This window comes from Polaribacter sp. BM10 (genome assembly GCF_002005425.1).
In the GTDB taxonomy this organism is placed as follows: Bacteria; Bacteroidota; Bacteroidia; order Flavobacteriales; family Flavobacteriaceae; genus Polaribacter; species Polaribacter marinaquae.
In genome coordinates, this window is sequence record NZ_CP019704.1 from 2,536,356 (window position 1) to 2,557,202 (window position 20,847).

The 20,847-nt window shown below is 29.8% G+C and carries 26 protein-coding genes; 16 read left to right on the top strand and 10 right to left on the bottom strand.

Features of this window, described 5'->3' with window-relative positions:
* The first annotated feature begins 103 nt into the window (after positions 1 to 103).
* Positions 104 to 1,078: an acyl transferase gene (locus tag BXQ17_RS11250; protein WP_077810745.1), complete on the top strand. Its 975-nt coding sequence runs from the start codon at positions 104 to 106 to the stop codon at positions 1,076 to 1,078.
* Positions 1,079 to 1,097: 19 nt separating this feature from the next.
* On the opposite strand, the gene BXQ17_RS11255 is transcribed toward BXQ17_RS11250, so the two are convergent.
* Positions 1,098 to 1,439 carry a helix-turn-helix domain-containing protein gene (locus BXQ17_RS11255; RefSeq protein WP_077810746.1) on the bottom strand — a complete coding sequence of 114 codons (342 nt, stop codon included), beginning with the start codon at positions 1,437 to 1,439 and terminating at the stop codon, positions 1,098 to 1,100.
* A 243-nt stretch (positions 1,440 to 1,682) separates the two neighbouring features.
* Between BXQ17_RS11255 and nfsB the strand changes: the two genes are divergently transcribed.
* The 7 genes from nfsB to BXQ17_RS11285 all read left to right on the top strand — a co-directional run bounded on the left by nfsB (position 1,683) and on the right by BXQ17_RS11285 (position 7,296).
* Entirely contained in the window at positions 1,683 to 2,342 is a 660-nt protein-coding gene (gene nfsB, locus BXQ17_RS11260) for an oxygen-insensitive NAD(P)H nitroreductase (protein ID WP_077810747.1), read from the top strand.
* Between the two features lie 27 nt (positions 2,343 to 2,369).
* Entirely contained in the window at positions 2,370 to 3,032 is a 663-nt protein-coding gene (locus tag BXQ17_RS11265) for a DUF4437 domain-containing protein (RefSeq protein WP_254712374.1), read from the top strand.
* A 22-nt stretch (positions 3,033 to 3,054) separates the two neighbouring features.
* Complete coding sequence (locus BXQ17_RS14645) at positions 3,055 to 3,210, top strand: DUF4437 domain-containing protein (RefSeq protein ID WP_254712422.1); 156 nt, start codon at positions 3,055 to 3,057, stop codon at positions 3,208 to 3,210.
* Between the two features lie 219 nt (positions 3,211 to 3,429).
* A complete protein-coding gene (locus BXQ17_RS11270) occupies positions 3,430 to 4,038 on the top strand; it encodes a hypothetical protein (RefSeq protein ID WP_254712375.1) in 609 nt (202 codons plus the stop codon).
* Positions 4,039 to 4,156: 118 nt separating this feature from the next.
* Complete coding sequence (locus BXQ17_RS11275; RefSeq protein WP_077810748.1) at positions 4,157 to 4,780, top strand: MarC family protein; 624 nt, start codon at positions 4,157 to 4,159, stop codon at positions 4,778 to 4,780.
* 29 nt (positions 4,781 to 4,809) lie between these two features.
* The gene (locus tag BXQ17_RS11280; protein WP_077810749.1) at positions 4,810 to 5,406 is read left to right on the top strand and encodes an NAD(P)H-dependent oxidoreductase; all 597 of its coding nucleotides are present in this window, start codon (positions 4,810 to 4,812) and stop codon (positions 5,404 to 5,406) included.
* Positions 5,407 to 5,409: 3 nt separating this feature from the next.
* On the top strand, positions 5,410 to 7,296 hold the full coding sequence (locus BXQ17_RS11285) for a monovalent cation:proton antiporter-2 (CPA2) family protein (RefSeq protein WP_077810750.1): 1,887 nt from the start codon (positions 5,410 to 5,412) through the stop codon (positions 7,294 to 7,296).
* Between the two features lie 37 nt (positions 7,297 to 7,333).
* Here the strand turns inward: BXQ17_RS11285 and BXQ17_RS11290 are convergent, their stop codons facing one another.
* The gene (locus tag BXQ17_RS11290) at positions 7,334 to 8,134 is read right to left on the bottom strand and encodes a DUF6503 family protein (protein ID WP_077810751.1); all 801 of its coding nucleotides are present in this window, start codon (positions 8,132 to 8,134) and stop codon (positions 7,334 to 7,336) included.
* An 87-nt stretch (positions 8,135 to 8,221) separates the two neighbouring features.
* Between BXQ17_RS11290 and BXQ17_RS11295 the strand changes: the two genes are divergently transcribed.
* From BXQ17_RS11295 to BXQ17_RS11315, 5 genes are all read left to right on the top strand, one after another.
* Positions 8,222 to 8,782: a TetR/AcrR family transcriptional regulator gene (locus BXQ17_RS11295; protein ID WP_077810752.1), complete on the top strand. Its 561-nt coding sequence runs from the start codon at positions 8,222 to 8,224 to the stop codon at positions 8,780 to 8,782.
* Between the two features lie 56 nt (positions 8,783 to 8,838).
* On the top strand, positions 8,839 to 9,390 hold the full coding sequence (locus BXQ17_RS11300) for a carboxymuconolactone decarboxylase family protein (protein ID WP_077810753.1): 552 nt from the start codon (positions 8,839 to 8,841) through the stop codon (positions 9,388 to 9,390).
* 80 nt (positions 9,391 to 9,470) lie between these two features.
* Positions 9,471 to 9,785: an EthD family reductase gene (locus BXQ17_RS11305; protein ID WP_077810754.1), complete on the top strand. Its 315-nt coding sequence runs from the start codon at positions 9,471 to 9,473 to the stop codon at positions 9,783 to 9,785.
* Between the two features lie 3 nt (positions 9,786 to 9,788).
* Entirely contained in the window at positions 9,789 to 10,436 is a 648-nt protein-coding gene (locus BXQ17_RS11310; RefSeq protein ID WP_077810755.1) for a DsbA family oxidoreductase, read from the top strand.
* Positions 10,437 to 10,513: 77 nt separating this feature from the next.
* Entirely contained in the window at positions 10,514 to 10,954 is a 441-nt protein-coding gene (locus tag BXQ17_RS11315; protein WP_077810756.1) for a YHS domain-containing (seleno)protein, read from the top strand.
* A 98-nt stretch (positions 10,955 to 11,052) separates the two neighbouring features.
* On the opposite strand, the gene tyrS is transcribed toward BXQ17_RS11315, so the two are convergent.
* Complete coding sequence (gene tyrS, locus BXQ17_RS11320; protein ID WP_077810757.1) at positions 11,053 to 12,345, bottom strand: tyrosine--tRNA ligase; 1,293 nt, start codon at positions 12,343 to 12,345, stop codon at positions 11,053 to 11,055.
* A gap of 62 nt (positions 12,346 to 12,407) precedes the next feature.
* Between tyrS and BXQ17_RS11325 the strand changes: the two genes are divergently transcribed.
* Positions 12,408 to 13,406, top strand: a complete 999-nt coding sequence (locus BXQ17_RS11325) for an SDR family oxidoreductase (RefSeq protein ID WP_077810758.1) — start codon at positions 12,408 to 12,410, stop codon at positions 13,404 to 13,406.
* Positions 13,407 to 13,409: 3 nt separating this feature from the next.
* Here BXQ17_RS11325 and BXQ17_RS11330 read toward each other — a convergent pair whose 3' ends face one another.
* Genes BXQ17_RS11330 through BXQ17_RS11345 form a run of 4 tightly spaced genes read right to left on the bottom strand, consistent with a single transcriptional unit; the run spans position 13,410 to position 16,426 of the window.
* Entirely contained in the window at positions 13,410 to 13,886 is a 477-nt protein-coding gene (locus BXQ17_RS11330; RefSeq protein ID WP_077810759.1) for a DUF4296 domain-containing protein, read from the bottom strand.
* A gap of 2 nt (positions 13,887 to 13,888) precedes the next feature.
* Positions 13,889 to 15,229: a dihydroorotase gene (locus BXQ17_RS11335; protein ID WP_077810760.1), complete on the bottom strand. Its 1,341-nt coding sequence runs from the start codon at positions 15,227 to 15,229 to the stop codon at positions 13,889 to 13,891.
* A gap of 6 nt (positions 15,230 to 15,235) precedes the next feature.
* The gene (locus tag BXQ17_RS11340; RefSeq protein WP_077810761.1) at positions 15,236 to 15,697 is read right to left on the bottom strand and encodes a GNAT family N-acetyltransferase; all 462 of its coding nucleotides are present in this window, start codon (positions 15,695 to 15,697) and stop codon (positions 15,236 to 15,238) included.
* Between the two features lie 6 nt (positions 15,698 to 15,703).
* Positions 15,704 to 16,426 (bottom strand): polyprenol monophosphomannose synthase, encoded by a 723-nt coding sequence (locus BXQ17_RS11345; protein ID WP_077810762.1) that lies wholly within the window; start codon positions 16,424 to 16,426, stop codon positions 15,704 to 15,706.
* A gap of 134 nt (positions 16,427 to 16,560) precedes the next feature.
* Between BXQ17_RS11345 and BXQ17_RS11350 the strand changes: the two genes are divergently transcribed.
* Together BXQ17_RS11350 and BXQ17_RS11355 are read left to right on the top strand one after the other, a co-directional pair.
* On the top strand, positions 16,561 to 17,148 hold the full coding sequence (locus BXQ17_RS11350; protein ID WP_254712423.1) for a DUF4271 domain-containing protein: 588 nt from the start codon (positions 16,561 to 16,563) through the stop codon (positions 17,146 to 17,148).
* A gap of 18 nt (positions 17,149 to 17,166) precedes the next feature.
* Positions 17,167 to 17,913: a uroporphyrinogen-III synthase gene (locus BXQ17_RS11355; protein WP_077810764.1), complete on the top strand. Its 747-nt coding sequence runs from the start codon at positions 17,167 to 17,169 to the stop codon at positions 17,911 to 17,913.
* Positions 17,914 to 17,989: 76 nt separating this feature from the next.
* Here BXQ17_RS11355 and radA read toward each other — a convergent pair whose 3' ends face one another.
* The 3 genes from radA to panD form a co-directional block, all read right to left on the bottom strand.
* Complete coding sequence (gene radA, locus BXQ17_RS11360; RefSeq protein ID WP_077810765.1) at positions 17,990 to 19,351, bottom strand: DNA repair protein RadA; 1,362 nt, start codon at positions 19,349 to 19,351, stop codon at positions 17,990 to 17,992.
* Between the two features lie 183 nt (positions 19,352 to 19,534).
* Positions 19,535 to 20,479: a lysylphosphatidylglycerol synthase transmembrane domain-containing protein gene (locus tag BXQ17_RS11365; RefSeq protein WP_077810766.1), complete on the bottom strand. Its 945-nt coding sequence runs from the start codon at positions 20,477 to 20,479 to the stop codon at positions 19,535 to 19,537.
* A 2-nt stretch (positions 20,480 to 20,481) separates the two neighbouring features.
* The gene (panD, locus tag BXQ17_RS11370) at positions 20,482 to 20,832 is read right to left on the bottom strand and encodes an aspartate 1-decarboxylase (protein WP_077810767.1); all 351 of its coding nucleotides are present in this window, start codon (positions 20,830 to 20,832) and stop codon (positions 20,482 to 20,484) included.
* Between the last annotated feature and the right edge of the window lie 15 nt (positions 20,833 to 20,847).

The following is a 20,847-nucleotide window of genomic DNA, read 5'->3' on the forward strand; positions in this document are numbered from 1 at the left end:
ACGTATATTTTATGATAAAATAGCCTCACAATCAATCACTTTTCTATAAGATGCAAAAAGTTTTTAAAGGTTGCGTGTATTAATCTTATTTTTGCAATAAGTTATGACAGACAAGATTTTTAACATACATACAGCAGAAGAGTTTAACCAAGTTGCTTTAGAGGTTTTTAAACATCAATTTAAAAATAATAGAGTTTACAGGTCTTTTTGCGATTTATTATACATTCACCCATCAGATATTTCTAAAGTAGAAGAGATTCCTTTTTTACCAATTCAGTTTTTTAAAAGTAAAAAGGTAATTGCAAGTTTAGATGAAGTTGATACTGTTTTTACAAGTTCTGGTACAACAGGTAGCATTACAAGTAAGCATTATGTTACAGATGTGAATCTTTATAAAGAAAGTTATTTAAAAGGATTTGATTATTTCTACGGAAATATAGAAGATTATACTGTACTCGCATTATTGCCCAACTATTTAGAAAGAACAGGTTCTTCTTTGGTTTTTATGGTTGATGATTTAATTATAAAATCAAAAAAACCAGAAAGTGGTTTTTACCTAAATAATTTAGAAGAATTGGCAAAAAAGCTTAAAGAATTAGATGCTAAAGGCGAAAAAGTACTTTTAATTGGGGTTTCTTTTGCTTTGTTAGATTTAATTGATTTACATCAATTCGAATTAAATAATACCATTGTTATGGAAACCGGTGGAATGAAAGGAAGGAGAAAAGAATTGGTTAGAGAAGAATTGCATAAAATTTTAAAATCTGGTTTTGGTGTTAATAAAATTCATTCAGAATACGGAATGACAGAATTACTAAGTCAGGGATATTCTAAAGGAAACGGAATTTTTAATACACCACCATGGATGCAAATTTTAACAAGAGATACAGAAGATGCTTTAAGTATTAATTCGCATGGTAAAAATGGCGGAATTAATGTTATTGATTTAGCCAATTATAACTCTTGTTCTTTTATTGCTACGCAAGACCTTGGTAAAGTCTATACAGATAATTCTTTTGAAATTATAGGGCGTTTCGACAATTCAGATATCAGAGGTTGTAATTTAATGGTATTATAGCAATGAGATTGAATAAAACCTAACTAATTTTTTTATAATTTTCTACAGCATAATTTCCCCAATCTGCTATAGATTGCACAACAGGTATTAAACTTTTACCAAAATCTGTTAAAGAATATTCTACTTTTAAAGGCGGTTTAGAAGTGTAAACTTTACGTTTAACTAAGCCATCTTCTTCTAAAGTTTTTAATTGTAAGCTTAATGTACGTTCTGTAACCGATGGCATTTCTTTACGTAATTCGTTATAACGAAGTGTCTTTTCTCTTAGATGAAATAGAATAACTGTTTTCCATTTTCCACCAATAAACCCCATAGTTAAACTCGCACAACAAGGATATTCTTTACCATTTAATTTATACATATTAGCTTTTATTAAATTTTATGCAAAGGTAGTATACTATCATTATTTATACAACTATACTTTTTATAGTAAATTTAACATTCGTCTAAATGTATTGATATTGTCGTATTTAGGTGGTTTTTTGTTGAAATAATTTGTACTATACTTTTCGACCGTTATTGTGTGTTTTAGATTCTCTAATTACTTTTGCACTATACTTTTTATAGTATAATTAAAAAATCAACTTAATAAAAATATATACAAATGAATTTAACTGAAACATTAAACTGGAGATACACAACTAAAGAATTTGACTCAACAAAAAAAATATCTGAAGCAGATATGACAGAAGTCAAAAATTTATTAAGAATGAGCCCATCGAGTGTAAACTTGCAACCTTGGCACTTTATAGTTGCAGAAACTACAGAAGGTAAAGCACGTATTGCAAAAGGAACTCAAGGTTTCTTTCATTTTAATGAACCCAAAGTAACTAATGCATCAGCAGTTGTATTATTCTGTTCTAAAATTGATGCAGATGATGCTTATTACCAACATATTGCAGATACTGAAGATAAGAATGGTAGATTTCCAAATGAAGACATAAAAAACGGGTTTTTAGGAGCTGTTAAAGCGTTTGCTGGGATTCACAAATACGATTTAAAAGACCAACAACACTGGATGGAAAAACAAGTTTACTTAAACATAGGAAGCTTTTTATTAGGTGTTGCTAGTTTGGGTATTGATGCTACTCCAATGGAAGGTATTGATGCAAAAGTATTAGATGAAGAATTTGGTTTAAGAGAAAAAGGTTTTACTGCTTTAGTTGCTGTTTCTATAGGTTACAGAGCAGATTCTGACTTTAATTCCACAGATAAAACACCAAAATCTAGATTGCCAGAAAGTGAATTATTCACTGAAATATAATTCGTATTTCTCCTGAAATTTAATGTCATGAAAAAAAATATCTTATTCGCATTAGCACTAATAGCAAGTATTTTTACCAATGCACAAACACCAACAACAGACAATATTAAGTCTACAAACGAAGTAGTAACTGCAGATACTGTAGAATGGGGTTGGTTAAATCCGTTACGAGGCGATAAAAGTCCAGCAGCAGGAAAACTTTGGGGAGACAGAACCAAAAACGAACCAGCAGGTTTTTTAGTGAAATTCAATAAAGGGTTTTCTTCTCCACCACATATTCATAATATCACATATCGCGGAGTGGTAATTAAAGGTTTATTGCATAATGATGATGAAAATGCAGAAAAACAATGGCTACCTGCAGGATCTTATTGGCAACAACCAGCAGGAGAAGCACATATTACTGCAGCAGATGGTAAGGAAAACATGGCTTTTCTAGATATACAAGAAGGACCATATTTGGTAAAGCCAACATCAGAAGCTTTTGATAATGGAGAAAGACCTGTTAATGTTGATAAAACCAATTTAGTTTGGTTAAATGCCGATGATATTGAATGGGTTTCAGAAAAAAGTAATGTAGAAACTGCCTTTTTATGGGGAAGTCACAAAAAAAATCAATTACGCGCTTCTCTAATAAAATTACCAGCTGGTTTTAAAGGAAAAATGAAAAAAAGTAAATTCAAATTTTAGAGCAGTCGTTATTTCTGGTGGAATTTCACATCAGTTTTCTAAAAAAGAAGCTAAAAAGGAATTAAACGTACCATCTTATTTCGGAGCAGCAGAAAATGCAACTTCAATTATTTCAGCAGAAAAAGAAACGGTGCTTTATATTAGAAGTAACGGAAATTATAAAGTGACTTCAAAATAACTTTTAATTTTAAAATATAATTAAACCCAAGTATCGATTATTATTAGACGAAGCCACCAAATATTTAATATTATGTGTGGCTTTTTCAATTCATAATGTAATTTGATTATAAAAGCTAAATGCAGAAACTAGTAGTTATCGATATTCAAAAAAGAATCTAAAAAATTAGATATGAAAACAATAACAAATACCAATGCACTATAATAAGCACGTGCACTTATGCAACCAACTCGTGAGGCTTCATTAAATCGAGAACCTTCAGTATCACAATTTTGGAATAACAACAGAAAATTACTAGAAGAAGTATGGGCAATATGGGAAATGGAAAACAAAGACAATTTACTAATTCCTGATGCATCGCTACTTGATCCAAAATTGCGAGAAGCAATATATGAGGCTTGGGAAAACCCAGAAAAAGAAAATGCTGTTGCCGATTTATGGGAAGAAATTATTCCTGGTGTTTATGTGGCGCAATTTTTTGATGTGGAACGCTTAGCGGAATTCTGTAAGTATTTAGAAGACGCTGTAAATTCTAAAATCCCCAAGCGTGCACCTTATGGTATACAGTTAAATCGTTATGGAATGATGTTAGATGAACGTTCGGAAGGTCATTTAGCAGCACCAAGTTTCCAAGCCTTTTATAACGATATGATGAATCGTTATATGCGTCCAATTATTCTTTATGATTTAGCAATATCTGAAGCAAATAAAAATGAGTCAGGTAAGTATTTTGATAATGATAAAGATGGCTTTAGTTATACACCTCTAAATGCTTATGATGAAGTTAAAATATCAGAATTATTAGAAATAACTAATCGCATTATATAATCGTGTTTTAAAAAATCTTATTGTACATTTATCTAAAGATAATTTTTGTGATTCTGCAAATTATCAATAAAAGATACAAGGGTAATCAAGATCCTTTAAAAAAATAAATTTATATTAAATGGATAACTTAATTACGTTTGCAATTACAGTATTTACCGGCTTTTTTGCGATTACAAATCCTATTTCTAACATGACGGTATTTTTGTCGTTAACAGAAGGTGCAGATAAAAAAACAAAAAGAGATATTAATAAACGAGCAAATATTATTGCGTTTATTATTGTTACTGTATTTATCCTTTTAGGAAAATATATTTTCGAATTATTTAATATTAGTATTCCGGCTTTTAAAATTACTGGCGGAATTTTAATATTCTTTATTGGTTTTGAGATGTTGCAGTCTAAAAAATCGAATGTTAAGAGTATAAAAAATGTAAATATTGATGAAAATATTGCGGTTTCTCCTTTAGCAATTCCTATACTTGCTGGTCCTGGAACTATTGTAACCGCAATGAATTTTGTTTCTAATGCAGCACCTTTACAGTTATTTATGGTAATTGCTATCTTTGGTTCTATGAGTTTATTAACTTATTTTACATTTAGAATTAGCGATTTAATTGTAAAAATTGTTGGTAATAATATCATTTCTGTAATTGGTAAAATTATGGGATTAATTATTGCAATTATTGGTACCGGAATGATTATACAAGGAATTAAAATTTCTTTCGATTTAATTTCTAATTAGGCTTTAAACGTTACAAAAACGTATCAAAAATGAAAAAAGTTTTAGTGCTATTTTCTCATCCAAACTACGAGAAATCTAGAGTTAATAAGGTTTTAATAAATCATATTAAAGATATAGAAAACGTAACAGTACATGATTTGTATGAAGAATATCCAGATTTTCATATTGATGTAAAATTTGAAAAAGAACTTTTAAATACGCACGATATTATAATTTGGCATCATCCTTTTTATTGGTATAGTTGCCCGCCATTAATGAAACAATGGATTGATATGGTTCTTGAGTTTAATTGGGCTTATGGGCCACAAGGAAAAGCGTTGCATAATAAAATTTGTTTAAACGCTATTACAACTGGTGGTTCTAAAGAAGTTTACTGTTCTGCAGGATACAATAGTTTTACCGTAGCACAATTTTTAAGACCTTTTGAGCAAACTGCAAATTTGTGCGGTATGAATTATTTACCTCCATTTGCTGTTATGGGAACTCACAATCTTTCTGATGAAAAATTAGAAAGCTATAAATTAAATTACGGAAAACTGATAGATTTATTAAAGTCTGATGTTTTATTAAATAACGTAGAACAAACGTCATTTATAAATGATTATCCGCAACTTAAAAACGAGTAAAAAATGACAGGAAGTTTACTTTTTGAAGCTATAATGTTTTTGCTTGGAGCCATTATTTGTGTCTCTATCGCTAAGCGATTAGGACTAAGCTCTGTGATTGGTTACTTATTGGCAGGTGTTTTAATAGGACCATATGTTTTAGGTTTTATTGGAGAGGAAGGCGAGGATATACTTCATTTTGCAGAATTTGGTGTTGTAATGATGCTGTTTTTAATTGGTTTAGAAATAGAACCCAAAAACTTCTGGAAAATGCGTAAAACCATTTTAGGAATGGGCGGAATACAAGTTGCTGTTACAATGTTACTTTCTTACTTGTTATTTACTTTTCTTGGTTTCGATTGGAAAGTTTCTTTAGTAATTTCTATGGCAGTAGCACTTTCTTCTACAGCAATTGCTATGCAAACAATTAAAGAAAAAGGTTTAATGGATACCAATTTTGGTACTTCTGCATTTTCTATATTGTTATTTCAAGATATTATTGTAATATTTATGTTGGGTTTTATACCGCTACTTTCTACTTCAGCATCAACAAAAGTCACAAATACACATTCAGAATCTTCTAATTTATTAGAAAGTTTACCAATAGGTTTTCAAACTTTGGCTATCATTTTATCTGTTATTTTAATTATAGTAGTTGGTAATTATTTGGTGGTGCCAATGTTAAGAAAAGTTGCAAAAACTGGCGTAAGAGAGTTGTTAATTGCTGCGGCTTTGTTAATTGTATTCGGAATCTCATTTTTAATGGAATTTGTTGGTATAAGTCCGGCTTTAGGTGCTTTTTTAGGTGGTGTTGTTCTTTCTAACAGTGAGTTTAAACACGAGCTAGAAAGTACTTTAGAACCCTTTAAAAACTTACTTTTAGGGCTGTTTTTTATGGCTGTAGGTGCATCAATTAATTTTATTGTTATTGCTAAAAGTCCTTTTACTATCGGCGGAGTTCTAATTGCAATTATTGTAATGAAAGGGTTGGTTTTATATATTACTGGTTCTATTTTTAAGTTAAAATTAGATCAGAAATTATTATTAACGTTTAGTTTGGCACAAGTTGGTGAATTTGCATTTGTGTTACTGTCTTTTGCCTTTGGTCTAAATATTTTAGAGCAAGAACAAATGGACATGCTACTTGTTATTACAGCATTAAGTATGGCAATAACGCCAATAATTAGCATTGTGAATGAACGCTTTATTTTACCAAAAGTAGGTACAAAAGAATCTGTAAAAAGACCTATGGATCATATTGCGAAATCTCAAAAAATAATTTTAGTTGGTTTTGGGCATTTTGGAAGTACAATTGGAAGATTTTTAAGATCTCATGGTGTAGAAGCTACTATTTTAGATCACGATTCTAATCGTGTAGATTTTCTAAGGAAAATGGGTTTCGAAGTGTATTATGGCGATGCTACAAGAGAAGATTTATTAGAATCTGCAGGTATTGCAGAAGCAAAAATTATTATTTGTGCTACTAATAAAATTAGTGTTTCGAAAGCAATTAGTAAAATTGTAAAAGAGAAATATCCGCAAGTAGAATTAATGATTCGTACTAAAAACAGGTACGATGCATACGAACTTTTAAACAACGGAGAACAAAATATTTATAGAGAATCTTTAGAAACCTCTTTAGTTTTGGCAAAAGATGTTTTAAGTAAAATGGGTTTTAGAAAATATACGTTAAATAGGCAGGTTCAAAACTTTATTAAATATGATGTAGAAAGTCTTAGACGATTAGCTACAGAAACGAAACGAGAAGATGATTATATTTTTAAAGCTAGAAAGGAATTAGAACAGCAAGAAAAATTTTTAAATGAAGATTTTAAAAGAGGAATTGTAGAGTTTGATAATCATTGGGATAGCGAGCATATTAGAGAAATTTTAAACAAGTCTAAAAAATAATAAAACCGCATAGATTTTTATCTATGCGGTTTCTATTTTAATTTAAATAGTTACCGTTTTCGGTTTTTTTAAACATTTTTAAATCAAATGCTTTTTCAGATAGTTTTACATCTTTAAATACGTTGGTTTCTTTTGGTTTAATTGGTTTATCATTTTTAAAAGTATAGCCAATAATAGATTTTGGTAGTATTAAGCCATTTACATTTTGCCAATCTTTATATCTTCTAAAATGTAATTCTTTTTTGTCGATTCCTTCAACAAAATTAACAGTATAACCAAGCCACTCCATATTAAAAGTTGTTGCATTATAATATAAAACATATCTGTCTTCTGGTGTTTCACCAACACCACTATTATAAGTTATTTCAATTCCTGGGTAGGTTTTTCCTTCAAAAACTAAAGGCTCTGCATCTTTATAATTAATACCATCATCAGCTAAAATAAAAGGCATCGCATAAAAATAAAACATCAAATTATAGCCATAAATAGGATTATATCCTTTGTATTTTTCTTTTGACTTATTTTCTAACCATACTTTAGATCCGTCAAAACCAATTGTACTATTTTTGTTTGTTAATAAAGCTTCTCTGCTTTTTAAATTGGTTGCTATTACTTCATCTCCGTTTTTAGTTTCCATTGTAAAAACAAGAGACTTCATTTTTTGCCAGTTTTCTATACCTCCATGAGCATCAAAAATATCTAATAAATTCTTCGGATATTTTAAAGCTGAATTTTTTTCAATTTTAATTGTTTCTGTCTTAGGCTCTGTCGCTTTTTTTTCTTCTTTACAAGAAATAAAAATTAGTGTTATAAGACATAAATAGATAATGTTTTTCATAATAAAAAGGTATTAAAGGTGTTGCAAAAGTATAAAAGATTTTTTTATATCAAAGCATTTGCTTAGTTTTGTGGTCTATTATTTAAAATGGCAAGAAAAAAACAATATAACGAGCAAGTAGTTATAGAAAAAGCAATGGCTTTATTCTGGCGAAATGGCTATGAAAATACCTCTGTTAGAATGTTAGAAAAAGAAATGGGAATTAATCAATTTTCTATTTATGCTAGTTTTGGTAATAAACAAGGTGTTTTTTTAGAGAGTATAAAATGTTATCGAAAACAAATTAGACAGATTACAGACATTTTAGAAAATGGTAAAAACGGAATTAAAGATATTAAAGACTATTTTTTTAATTTCTTAGAATTCTCTAAAGAAAACGCATGCTACAAGGGTTGTTTGGTAACAAATACTGTTAGTGAATTAAAAAGTGAAGAAAACCCTTTAATAATGAAAGAGTTATTGTTTTTTTCGAATGAAATAAAACAATTGTTTGTAAGAAGTTTAAAACAAAACGACTATGAAGAGGTGTTAATTGATAAGAAAGCAAATTTTCTTATGAATAGTCTTTTAGGTTTATCGATAGCATCTAAAGTATACAGCACAAAAGAATTAGAAGAAATTATAGAAATGACTTTTTTAAATAATTAGTTTTTTTTTGAACATAAACTAAGCGATTGCTTAGAAATGTAAATAAAAGTAAAATTATGACAACATTAAAAATACACAACATCGAATCTGCACCTGCAGATGCAAAGCCTTTATTAGAAAACTCTCAAAAAGCATACGGAATGATACCTGGTTTACATGGCGTTTTAGCGGGTTCTCCTCAAATATTACAGGCTTACCAAACGTTACACGAGTTATTTACACAATCATCTTTTAACGAAGAAGAACTTACAGTAGTTTGGCAAGCAATTAATGTAGAGCATTCATGTCATTATTGTGTACCAGCGCATACAGGAATCGCCAATATGATGAAAGTTGATGAAAACATTACAGAGGCATTGCGTAACGAAACTCCTTTAGAAAGTTCTAAATTAGAAGCATTACGTACAATGACTTTAGCAATTGTAAAAAACAGAGGTAATGTTACTCAAGCAGATTTAGATGCTTTTTATGCAGCAGGTTATCAAGAGAAACATGTTTTAGATATTATTTTAGGTTTATCTCAAAAGACAATTAGTAACTATACAAACCATATTGCAAATACACCTGTAGATGCAGCTTTCGAAAAATTTGCTTGGTCAAAAAAGTAAACTCTAATTTTTTAGTGTAAAATTATAACTGTAAACCTTCTGTATCTTTGCAGAAGGTTTCTTTTTAAAAAATAGTAAAAATGATTAAAGTATCAGTAATGTATCCAAATGTAAATGATGTTCGTTTTGATGCAACATATTATAAAAATTCGCATTTACCAATGGTAATTAAAGCTTTAGGAAACGCTTTAAAAGGTGTTGAATTAGACTTGGGGTTAGCAGGAAGAAATCCTGAAGAAAAGGCGCCTTATGTAGCAATTGCACATTTAAAATTCGATAGTATTGCAAGCTTTAAAGAATCTTTTGGTCCGCATGCAAAAATGTTTGCAGAAGATGTAAAAAATTACACTAATGTAGAAGGAGAACTTCAAATAAGTAAATTAATAACATTTTAGGAAATGACAAATAAATTAAAAATAGATATTGTATCAGACGTAGTTTGCCCTTGGTGCACAATTGGCTATAAACGATTAGAAAAAGCAATTGAAGAATTAGGTGTTAAAGATCAAATAGAAATAGAATGGCAACCATTTGAGTTAAATCCGAATATGCCAAAAGAAGGTCAGAATGTAGTAGAACATATAACAGAAAAATACGGTTCTACAATAGAGCAACAAAATGAATCTAAACGCAACATGACAGAAATAGGCGCAGATTTAGGGTTTAAGTTTGATTATTTTGATGATATGAAAATGGTAAACACTTTTGATGCTCATGTTTTATTAGAATATGCCAAAGATTTTGATAAACAAACCGAGTTAAAAATGACTTTAACGAAAGCCTTTTTTAGTGATAGAAAAGATGTTTCAGAAAAAGAAATATTAAAAGAAGCGCTTTTAGAGGTTGGTTTAAATGCTGATGAAGGATTGGCTAAATTAGATGATGAAAAAGCTAGGTTAGAAGTTAGAAATAAACAAAATTATTGGAAAAACTTAGGTGTAAATTCTGTACCAACAATTGTTTTTGATAGAAAAAGTGCAGTTACAGGTGCGCAACCTATTACTACTTTTAAGCAAGTTTTAACCGAACTGATTAAAGAAAAATAAGTTTTAGATAATTTATTTAACAAATCTTTAATGTAATTAAAAACAAACTATCTCGACTTAGTATAGAAACCAATTCGATGAGAAATTTAATAACAGTTTTAGTACTTGCTTTTTCTACAACTATTTTTGCACAAGATTATAATTTAAAAAAAGGATATGTTGTAGAAGGTTATGATGTTGTAGCTTATTTTAGTAATAAAGCAGAAAAAGGAGATAAAAAATATACAGCAAATTACGACGGAGTAAAGTTTAAGTTTTCATCTCAAGAAAATTTAGATACGTTTAAAAATGCACCAGAAAATTACTTGCCGCAATATGGTGGTTACTGTGCATACGCTATTGGTGTTAAAGCCGAAAAAGTCTCTATAGACCCAGAAACTTTTGAAATTAGAGATAAAAAACTATACTTATTTTATAATTCTTGGGGAACAAATACGTTAAAATTATGGAAGAAGGAAGGTGCTGATGCACTTAAAATAAAAGCTGATAAAAACTGGGAAAAAATAACTAAAAAATAAGTGATAGTCGAAAGCAGTCTTGGGGGAGATTGTGAATGTTGTTGAAAAAAGAAGAGCTGAATCATAAATTCAGCTCTTCTTTGTTTTTTAAGTAATAACTAATCTACTTTTAGTAAATAGTACGTTTTTTTACCTCTTTGTAATAAAACATATTTATTTGCAATTAAGTCTTCTTTAGAAATTGTAAAGTCTTCTTTAACCTTTTCTTTATTTACAGAAATTGCATTTTCTTTTAAAGCTCTTCTTGCGTCTCCGTTAGATTTTAAGAAGTTTGTTTTTGCAGATAAAGCACCAATCATATCTAATCCTTCTGAAACATCTTCTGCAGAAACAGTTGCTTGTGGTACACCATCAAAAACATCTAAAAACGTTTGTTCGTCTAAAGATTTTAAATCATCTGCATTCGATTTTCCGAATAAGATATTAGAAGCAGCAATTGCTTTTTCATAATTTTCTTTTCCGTGAACTAAGGTGGTAACTTCTTCTCCTAAACGTTTTTGTAAAACACGTACATGAGGCGCTTCTTTGTGTTCTTCAATTAAAGAATTAATTGTTTCTTCATCTAAAAAAGTAAAGATTTTAATATACTTTTCTGCATCTTCATCAGAAGTATTTAACCAATATTGGTAAAATTTATAAGCAGAAGTTCTTTTAGAATCTAACCATACATTTCCACCTTCAGATTTTCCGAATTTAGAACCATCAGATTTTGTAATTAACGGACATGTAATTGCATATCCTTTTCCGTTACCAATTCTTCTAATTAATTCTGTACCTGTAGTAATATTTCCCCACTGATCAGAACCACCCATTTGAATAGTAGTTGCGTTTTCTCTAAACAAATGCAAGAAATCATAACCTTGTACCATTTGATAAGTAAACTCTGTAAAAGACATTCCGTCTTTAGACTCAGAACTAATTCTGTTTTTCACAGAATCTTTAGCCATCATGTAGTTAACAGTAATATGCTTACCAATATCTCTAATAAAATCTAAGAAAGAAATATCTTTCATCCAATCATAGTTATTCACCAAGATTGCAGCATTTTTTGCATCAGATTCAAAATCTAAAAAATGGCCTAATTGTCCTTTTACACATTCTTGATTATGACGCAATGTTTTTTCATCTAACAAATTACGTTCTGCAGATTTTCCTGAAGGATCTCCAATCATACCAGTTGCACCACCAACCAAAGCAATAGGTCTGTGTCCACATCTTTGATAATGAGCAAGCAACATAATTGGTACTAAATTACCAATATGTAAAGAATCTGCGGTTGGATCAAAACCAACATAAGCACTTCTCATTTCTTCTAGTAAATGTTCTTCAGTTCCTGGCATGCTGTCGTGCAACATTCCTCTCCATTTTAATTCTTCAATAAAATTCTTCATTGTATTCTGTTTATCAGTTAGCAAATATAACTTTATCGAACAAAATATACTAAATTAGCAGTATGATTTTAGTAACCGGAGGAACAGGTTTAGTTGGTGCACATTTGTTATATCATTTAATTAAAAATGATAAAAAAATACGTGCAATTTATAGATCTGAAGAAAAAATTAAAGCTGTAGAAAAAGTTTTTTCTTATTATACAGATGACACTTCTTTAATTACTAAAATAGATTGGTTCAAGGCAGATATTACAGAGGTTCCGGCAATGATACCTGCATTTAAAAACATCGAAAAAGTTTACCATTGTGCTGCGTTTATTTCTTTTAATCCGAAAGATTATAGAGAAATGAGAAAAGTTAATATACATGGTACAGCTATAATTGTAAACCTTGCAATAGATGCTAAGGTTAAAAAAATGTGTTTTGTGGGTTCTATTGCTTCTGTAGGTGATGCGTTAAACGGACAATTAATTACAGAAGAAAACGAATGGAATAAAGAAGAAGACAATAGCGGTTATTCGATTACTAAGTTTGGCGCAGAAATGGAAGTTTGGCGAGCAAGCCAAGAAGGTGTAGAGGTTGTTATTGTAAATCCGGGAGTAATTTTAGGAAGCGGATTTTGGTTTGCTGGTTCTGGTAAATTATTTAGCCAAGTTTATAACGGATTTAAATATTATACAGAAGGTATTACAGGGTTTATTGGTGTAAAAGATGTTGTAAAAACAATGATGTTTTTAATGGATTCTAATATTAAAAATGAACGTTTTATATTGGTGTCAGAAAATAAAACTTACAAAGAGGTTTTCTTTTTAATTGCAGATGCTTTTGGTAAAAAAAGACCATCAATTAAAATAAAAAGATGGCAAACAAGTTTACTTTGGCGATTTGCATCTTTCCTATCGTTTTTCACAAAAAAAGAACCTTTATTAAGTAAATACTCAGCAAAATCTGCACACGAAGTTTCTAAATATTCATCAGAAAAAATAAATAGATTACTAAATTTTAACTTTGATAAAGTAGATGAGATAATTAAAAATGTTGCTAAAAATTACCCCAAATAAAATTTATTCTCGCGTAATAATTTCGTCTAGTACTTTGCCTCTTGCTAAAGTGTCTAACTTACCTACTAATTTTAAGCTGTCTAATCTTTTTTGCTTGTCTCTAATTCTGTCTAAAGAATCTTTTCTTATAGAGTCTAGTTTTGTTTTAAGATCTTTAAAAAGAGTATTTCTAGCTTCGATATTTTCTACTGCATCTTCTAATATTTTTTGATACAAATCGATTTTAGACATGTAATAATAATTGCTTTTATCAAAACGAGTACTATCAATTTTAAACTTGTTGTAAACAAGCGGCATATAATTGATGTTTTTTTCTGAATTTTTATTTTTAATGAATTTTGCACTTGTGGCAATCATCATTTCTTGTAATAAAAGACTCATAGTGTCTCTAGGAATAAGATCTTTAGGTTTCTCGAAAATAGTATTACTATTACAAGAAACTAAAACTAAAAATATAAGAATATAGCTAGCGTTTTTCATGCTTATCTATTAAAAGTAATTCGTTTTCCTTTAATAGTATCATTAAAAGCACCTTCATTATACATTAAATTACCATTTACAAACGTATGTGTAATTGTAGATGAAAAAGTTGTACCTTCAAAAGGAGACCAACCACATTTGTATAAAATGTTTTCTTTAGAAACAGTTTGCGGTTTATTTGCATCGATTAAAACTAAATCGGCATAAAAACCTTCTTTTATAAACCCTCTTTTTTCAATTTGAAATAATTTAGCAGGATTGTGGCTCATTTTTTCTACTGCTTTTTCAATAGAAATTACACCTTCTTTTACTTTTTCTAGAATTGCAGAAACAGCATGTTGCACTAAAGGGCCACCACTTGGTGCTTTTGTATAAACATTATCTTTTTCTTCTAATGTATGTGGTGCATGGTCTGTTGCTAGAACATCAATTCTGTCGTCTAACAAAGCTTTCCATAAACCTTGTCTGTCGTTTTCTGTTTTTACAGCCGGATTCCATTTTATGTGTGTTCCTTTTTCTTCGTAATCTTTATCAGAAAACCATAAATGATGAATACAAACTTCTGCTGTAATTTGCTTTTCTTCTAAAGGAATGTCGTTTCTAAAAAGTTCGGTTTCTTTAGCAGTAGAAAGATGAAAAATATGCAATCTAGCACCTGTTTTCTTTGCTAATTCTATGGCTTTAGATGAAGATAAATAGCAAGCTTCTTCACTTCTAATAATTGGATGATATTTTACAGGAATATCATCGCCATATTTATCTTTATATTCTTGTGTGTTTTTTCTGATAGTTGCCTCGTCTTCACAATGTACAGAAATAATCATTTTTGTTGATGAAAAAATCTTTTCTAAAACAGCCTCGTTATCTACCAACATATTTCCGGTAGAAGAACCTAAAAACAATTTAATTCCGGCAACTTGTTTAGGATTGGTTTTTAACAATTCGTCTAAATTATCGTTTGTGCCACCAAACATAAAAGAATAATTTGCATAAGAATCGTTGGCAGCAATTTTAAATTTGTCTTCTAATAATTCTTGTGTTGTTGCCTGCGGTACGGTGTTTGGCATTTCTATAAAAGTTGTAATTCCGCCAGCAACTGCAGCCCTACTTTCTGTAGCAATATTTGCTTTGTGTGTTAGACCAGGTTCTCTAAAATGTACTTGATCATCAATAAAACCAGGAATTAAATATTTGCCATCAGCATTAATAACGGTAACATTTTCAGGAGCTTTAATTTCTGTAGAAATTTCTTTTATAATTTCATTTTCAATTAAAACATCACCTTTAAAAGTTTTGTTTTCGTTAACTATTGTTGCATTTTTTATTAATGTTGATTTTGCCATTTTTACTTATATTTCTGTTCTCATATTAACCAAACTTTTGGTAAAACCAAAACGTTCGTATGCTTTTATTGCTGCTGTATTATTACTGTAAACATCTAACCTTAATTCGTTAGTGTTATTTTCTTTTGCCCATTTTTTTAAATCTGTCAAAAGTAGACTACTTATTTTTTGACCTCTATATTTTTCTTTTACAAATATAAAACCAATATAACCGTGTGTAGAATTTTTATGATATACTTTTGATTTTTCTAATCTTACATAACCAGATGCTACAGGAATATTATTTATTGTAGCTACCAATAATTGTGTGTTTTTATCAGAAATTAATTCTGGAATATTGTAGTAAAATAATTTACCTTCTGCTAAAAAAGGATCTAAAGGTCTTTCTGCTTTAATAACACCTTGTTCAAATTCTAATAAGATTTGTAAGTCGTTTAAATTTGCAGGTCTTATAGAAACTTGATTCATTGTAATTTATTTTGGTAAACCTTTAAGTCTCATTTTTATAACACCAAAAAGAGCTTCCGAAATTATGTTTCCGCTCATTTTAGAAGCGCCTAAATCTCTATCAGTAAAAATTACAGAAACTTCTTTGATTTTAAATTTGTGTTTCCATGCTTTAAATTTCATTTCTATTTGAAAAGCGTAGCCAACAAATTTAATTTTATCTAGATTTATAGTTTCTAATACTTTACGTTGCCAACATACAAAACCTGCAGTTGTGTCAAAAACCGGAATTCTAGTGATAAAACGAACGTATTTTGAGGCAAAGTAAGAAAGCAGAAGCCTTTTCATATCCCAATTTACTACGTTTACCTGGTTGTTTACATACCTAGAACCTACAGAAACATTACCTTGGTTGGTAAAACATGCATTGTATAAACGAACTAAATCTTTTGGATTGTGAGAAAAATCGGCATCCATTTCGATGATAAAATCATACTTTTTAGCCAATGCCCATTTAAAACCATGAATATAAGCTGTACCTAAACCATTTTTACCTTTTCTGTTTTCTATAAAAAGTTGATTAGGAAATTCTTTAATTAAATTTGTTACAATTGTAGAAGTACCATCTGGAGAGTTGTCGTCTACAACTAAAACATGAAACTTTTTTTCTTGATTAAATACCGCTCTAATAATGGCTTCTATGTTCTCTTTTTCGTTGTAAGTTGGTATGATAACAAGACAATCTGACATATATGAAATTTCATGTGGTAAGAATGCAAATATACATTTTTTAATTACTAATTTTGTGTTAATATCTTATAAGAAAGAAAGTGCAAGCAGTCGAAAAAATATCAGAAAATACAAGTTGGATTCCCATAGTTTTGGTGTTTCTATTTTCGTTGATAGCGGCATTAAAAATTATAGATTCTGTAAAGCTTAGAGGCTATGTGTTTGCAATGTTTAATAAAGGTTTTGTAGAGGACGAAACCGAAGAAGATACTTCTATATTTAGTTCTTTTTACAGTCTTATTTTTCTTTTTTTTATTACAGTTTTATCTTTGGCCTTACATTTTATTGTCTCGAAAAATCATGCAACATTTGCAAACAATTTTGGTTCTTTTCTAAAGTTTTTCTTGATTGTTTTATGTTACTTTTCTGCTAAGAGAGTGCTAGAAAATGCCATTGCTAGTTTATTTTTAATGAAAAAACATGTGCGTTATTACATAGTTTCAAAATTTAGTTACCAATATTCTTTAAGTTTTATACTATTAATTGGTTATATTGTATTTCAATTCAGCCCCTTAAATCCTACGAATTTTATATATTTCTCTTTATTTTTATATGTTTTTAGATTTATATTTCTTGTTAGAAATAACAAAAACCTGATTTTTAGCGAGTTGTTTTATTTTATTTTGTACATTTGCGCCTTCGAAATAGCACCGTTATTAACACTGTTTAAATTGATGCTTTAATTTAAAAAACGAAAGCGTATGAAAGTGAAAACGATATTAGTATCGCAACCTGCACCTAAGACAGAAACTTCCCCATATTTTGACTTGTCTGATAAACAAAAAGTAAAGATTGATTTTAGATCTTTTATTCATGTTGAAGGAATTCCTGTTAAAGAAGTTAGAAATCAAAAAATAGACTTTAAAGATTTTTCTGCAATAATTTTAACGAGTAGAAATGCCGTAGATTATTTCTTTAAAATTGCTGAAGAAATGCGTTTTAAAGTGCCAGATGATATGAAATATTTCTGTCAATCTGAAGCAGTTGCTTATTATTTACAAAAGTATGTAGTTTACAGAAAACGTAAAATTTATGTTGGTAACAGAACTTTTCCTGATTTAATTAAGTTAATTAAGAAACATAAAACAGAAAACTTTTTATTACCATCTTCTGATAAATTAAAGCCATTAGTGCCACAAGAATTAGATAAAATTGGTGTAAAATGGAAACGTTTAGATTTATATAGAACAGTTGTAAGTGATTTATCTGATTTAGAGAATGTATTTTACGATGTTTTAGTGTTTTTCAGTCCTTCTGGTATAGAATCTTTATTACAGAATTTTCCAGATTTTAAACAAAACAACACAAGAATTGCAGCCTTTGGAAACTCTACAGTAAGAGCAGTAACAGAAGCTGGTTTTAAATGTGATATAGAAGCACCGTCTCCAGAAACACCTTCTATGACGATGGCTTTAGATAAATATATTAAAAGTGTTAACAAAAAGTAAAACACTATATTTTATAAATTAATAAAAAAAACCAAGCAAATTTGCTTGGTTTTTTTGTGTTTGTTATTATTTCGAATTAAGCAAATAAAGTAGCAAACGCTTCTTCTATTTTACCAACTAAAACAAGTCTTATAGAATGGTTTTTAGAAGAAATTTTATTGTACTTAGAAGCAACTAGTGTTTTATAACCCAATTTTTCTGCTTCGGTAATTCTTTGATCTATTTTAGAAACCGGTCTTATTTCTCCAGCCAAACCAACTTCTGCAGCAAAACATACGTTTGGATTAATGGCTATGTCTTGATTACTCGATAAAATAGCTGCTACAACAGCCAAATCTATTGCAGGATCATCTACATTTATTCCGCCAGTAATATTTAAAAAAACATCTTTTGCACCTAATTTAAAACCTGCTCTTTTTTCCAGAACAGCCAAAATCATGTGTAATCTTTTTAAATTATAACCGGTGGTAGATCTTTGCGGAGTTCCATAAACTGCTGTAGAAACTAAAGCCTGAATTTCTATCATTAACGGTCTAATTCCTTCTAAGGTTGATGCAATTGCAGTTCCGCTTAAATCTGCATCTTTTTTCGAAATTAGTATTTCAGACGGATTTGAGATTTCTCTTAAGCCGTTAGAAAGCATTTCGTAAATACCTAGTTCTGATGTTGAACCAAATCTATTTTTCTGACTTCTTAATATTCTGTAAGTATGATTTCTGTCTCCTTCAAATTGTAAAACAACATCTACCATGTGTTCTAAAATTTTTGGTCCAGCAATGTTTCCTTCTTTGTTAATATGACCAATTAATAAGACAGGAGTAGCGGTTTCTTTTGCAAACTTTATCAATTCTGCAGAGGTTTCTCTTATTTGAGAAATTGTACCTGGAGATGCTTCTATAGAGTTTGTATGTAATGTTTGTATAGAATCTATAACCAAAACATCGGGCATAGTTTCTTCTATGTTTTTAAAAATTTGTTGTGTGCTTGTTTCTGTTAGAATTAGACAATTAGAGTTTTTTGCATCTAATCTTTCTGCTCTCATTTTTATTTGAGATTGACTTTCTTCACCAGAAACATACAATACTTTTTGGCTAATATTTAAAGCAACTTGCAGTAGCAATGTAGATTTACCAATACCAGGTTCTCCGCCTAAAAGTGTTACAGATCCTTTTACCAATCCGCCACCTAAAACAGTATCTAACTCGTTGTTATTGGTAACTACTCTTTCTTCTGGGTTTAGAACAATATCTGCAATTTTTAAAGGTTTGTTAACTGTTTGTTTTGCAGTTGTAGATTGTTTCCAAACGTGTTTTTCTTCTTTTTGAATAACTTCTTCTACAATGGTGTTCCATTCTTTACAAGCGCCACATTGGCCAACCCATTTTGCGTGTTGTGTGCCACAGTTTTGACAGAAAAAAGTTGTTTTGGTTTTAGGCATTTAATTTTTTTGATTAAAAGTATTAAACAAGTAAAGTTACAAAGTAAAATTAATTTATAACAGCTATTTTAGTTGTGTAATTAGTAACCAAATAGTTGCGTTAGCGATTGAAACGGCATCCTTTTTGCCTTTTCGCAAAAAGATATAGTGTAAAGCGCGACCTTTAGGTAACGCCCAAAAAAGTTATTTACTTTTATTATATATTGGTAAAAACAGAAATGCTAATCCACCAAAAATAATAATCATTGCGGTTTGCGCGGTCCACATAATCCAACCGAAAGCTGTTGCCGGTTCTGTGGCAACATTAAATAAAGCTAACGCGCTAGCAACAGCAATTGGATATAAACCAATACCGCCATTTGTTGCTGCAATTGAAAAACCACCAGCAATAAAACCGATTAGAATTCCGCCAAAAGGTACTTCTAAGCCATCTATAGCAGGTATTGTTGCCCAAAACATAGCAACATACATTACCCAGATAAATATAGTATGAAAAATAAAGGCCCATTTATTTTTCATTTTAAAAATACTTGTAACGCCTTCTATTAAACCGGTAACAAAAGTTTTAATTTTTAATAAAAGACCAGATTCTGCTTTTTTTACAAATGATGTAAAGATGTAAAAACCAATAATTAAAATTGCTAAACCAATAATGATTTTTGTTGGGTTAAAGTTTTTTGTAAGTAGGTTGTAAATAAAATCGAATTGAACAAATAGTGTAATTGCAACAATAGAAAGCATCATAATTAAATCTGCAATTCTTTCTGCGACAATGGTACCGAAGCCTTTTTCGAACGGAATTTTCTCGTAGTTTGCCATTACAGTTGCTCTAGAGATTTCACCGGCTCTTGGTAATGCTAAATTTACCAAATAGCCAACCAAAACAGCTAAAACACTGTTAGTAAATTTAGGTTTAAAGCCTAATGGTTCTAACATAAATTTCCAGCGATATGCTCTAGATAAGTGGCTTAAAATACCAAAAAATAAACCTAGAAAAATAAAACTATAATTTGCTTCTTTAAAGTAGGTAGCTAAGGTTTTTATTGATATTTCTGAGATAGAATACCAAACTAAAAAACCTCCCAAAGCGAGAGGTAATATAGTTTTTAAAATTTTCTTTATGTTCAAAACTAAGTAAGTGTATTGTCTTTTTCGTTAGGAAAAACTAAAGATGGTTTAAATGTTTTTGCTTGTTCTAGTTCCATAAAACCATAAACAATTAAAATTAATACATCTCCTTTGGCAACTTTTCTTGCAGCTGCACCGTTTAGTGTAATTTCTCCGCTTCCTCTTGGTCCTGGAATTGCATACGTTTCTAAACGTTCTCCGTTATTATTATTAACAATTTGAACACGTTCTCCTTCGATAATGTTTGCAGCATCCATTAAATCTTCATCTATGGTAATGCTTCCTATATAATTTAAATCTGCACCTGTAACTTTTACACGGTGGATTTTAGATTTTACTACTTGTACTAACATATGGCAAAAATACTA

Coding starts and splice junctions, on each gene's coding strand:
- BXQ17_RS11250 (WP_077810745.1), top strand. CDS start 104: ATGACAGACAAGATTTTTAACATACATACAGCAGAAGAGTTTAACCAA.
- BXQ17_RS11255 (WP_077810746.1), bottom strand. CDS start 1,439: ATGTATAAATTAAATGGTAAAGAATATCCTTGTTGTGCGAGTTTAACT.
- nfsB (WP_077810747.1), top strand. CDS start 1,683: ATGAATTTAACTGAAACATTAAACTGGAGATACACAACTAAAGAATTT.
- BXQ17_RS11265 (WP_254712374.1), top strand. CDS start 2,370: ATGAAAAAAAATATCTTATTCGCATTAGCACTAATAGCAAGTATTTTT.
- BXQ17_RS11270 (WP_254712375.1), top strand. CDS start 3,430: ATGCAACCAACTCGTGAGGCTTCATTAAATCGAGAACCTTCAGTATCA.
- BXQ17_RS11275 (WP_077810748.1), top strand. CDS start 4,157: ATGGATAACTTAATTACGTTTGCAATTACAGTATTTACCGGCTTTTTT.
- BXQ17_RS11280 (WP_077810749.1), top strand. CDS start 4,810: ATGAAAAAAGTTTTAGTGCTATTTTCTCATCCAAACTACGAGAAATCT.
- BXQ17_RS11285 (WP_077810750.1), top strand. CDS start 5,410: ATGACAGGAAGTTTACTTTTTGAAGCTATAATGTTTTTGCTTGGAGCC.
- BXQ17_RS11290 (WP_077810751.1), bottom strand. CDS start 8,134: ATGAAAAACATTATCTATTTATGTCTTATAACACTAATTTTTATTTCT.
- BXQ17_RS11295 (WP_077810752.1), top strand. CDS start 8,222: ATGGCAAGAAAAAAACAATATAACGAGCAAGTAGTTATAGAAAAAGCA.
- BXQ17_RS11300 (WP_077810753.1), top strand. CDS start 8,839: ATGACAACATTAAAAATACACAACATCGAATCTGCACCTGCAGATGCA.
- BXQ17_RS11305 (WP_077810754.1), top strand. CDS start 9,471: ATGATTAAAGTATCAGTAATGTATCCAAATGTAAATGATGTTCGTTTT.
- BXQ17_RS11310 (WP_077810755.1), top strand. CDS start 9,789: ATGACAAATAAATTAAAAATAGATATTGTATCAGACGTAGTTTGCCCT.
- BXQ17_RS11315 (WP_077810756.1), top strand. CDS start 10,514: ATGAGAAATTTAATAACAGTTTTAGTACTTGCTTTTTCTACAACTATT.
- tyrS (WP_077810757.1), bottom strand. CDS start 12,345: ATGAAGAATTTTATTGAAGAATTAAAATGGAGAGGAATGTTGCACGAC.
- BXQ17_RS11325 (WP_077810758.1), top strand. CDS start 12,408: ATGATTTTAGTAACCGGAGGAACAGGTTTAGTTGGTGCACATTTGTTA.
- BXQ17_RS11330 (WP_077810759.1), bottom strand. CDS start 13,886: ATGAAAAACGCTAGCTATATTCTTATATTTTTAGTTTTAGTTTCTTGT.
- BXQ17_RS11335 (WP_077810760.1), bottom strand. CDS start 15,229: ATGGCAAAATCAACATTAATAAAAAATGCAACAATAGTTAACGAAAAC.
- BXQ17_RS11340 (WP_077810761.1), bottom strand. CDS start 15,697: ATGAATCAAGTTTCTATAAGACCTGCAAATTTAAACGACTTACAAATC.
- BXQ17_RS11345 (WP_077810762.1), bottom strand. CDS start 16,426: ATGTCAGATTGTCTTGTTATCATACCAACTTACAACGAAAAAGAGAAC.
- BXQ17_RS11355 (WP_077810764.1), top strand. CDS start 17,167: ATGAAAGTGAAAACGATATTAGTATCGCAACCTGCACCTAAGACAGAA.
- radA (WP_077810765.1), bottom strand. CDS start 19,351: ATGCCTAAAACCAAAACAACTTTTTTCTGTCAAAACTGTGGCACACAA.
- panD (WP_077810767.1), bottom strand. CDS start 20,832: ATGTTAGTACAAGTAGTAAAATCTAAAATCCACCGTGTAAAAGTTACA.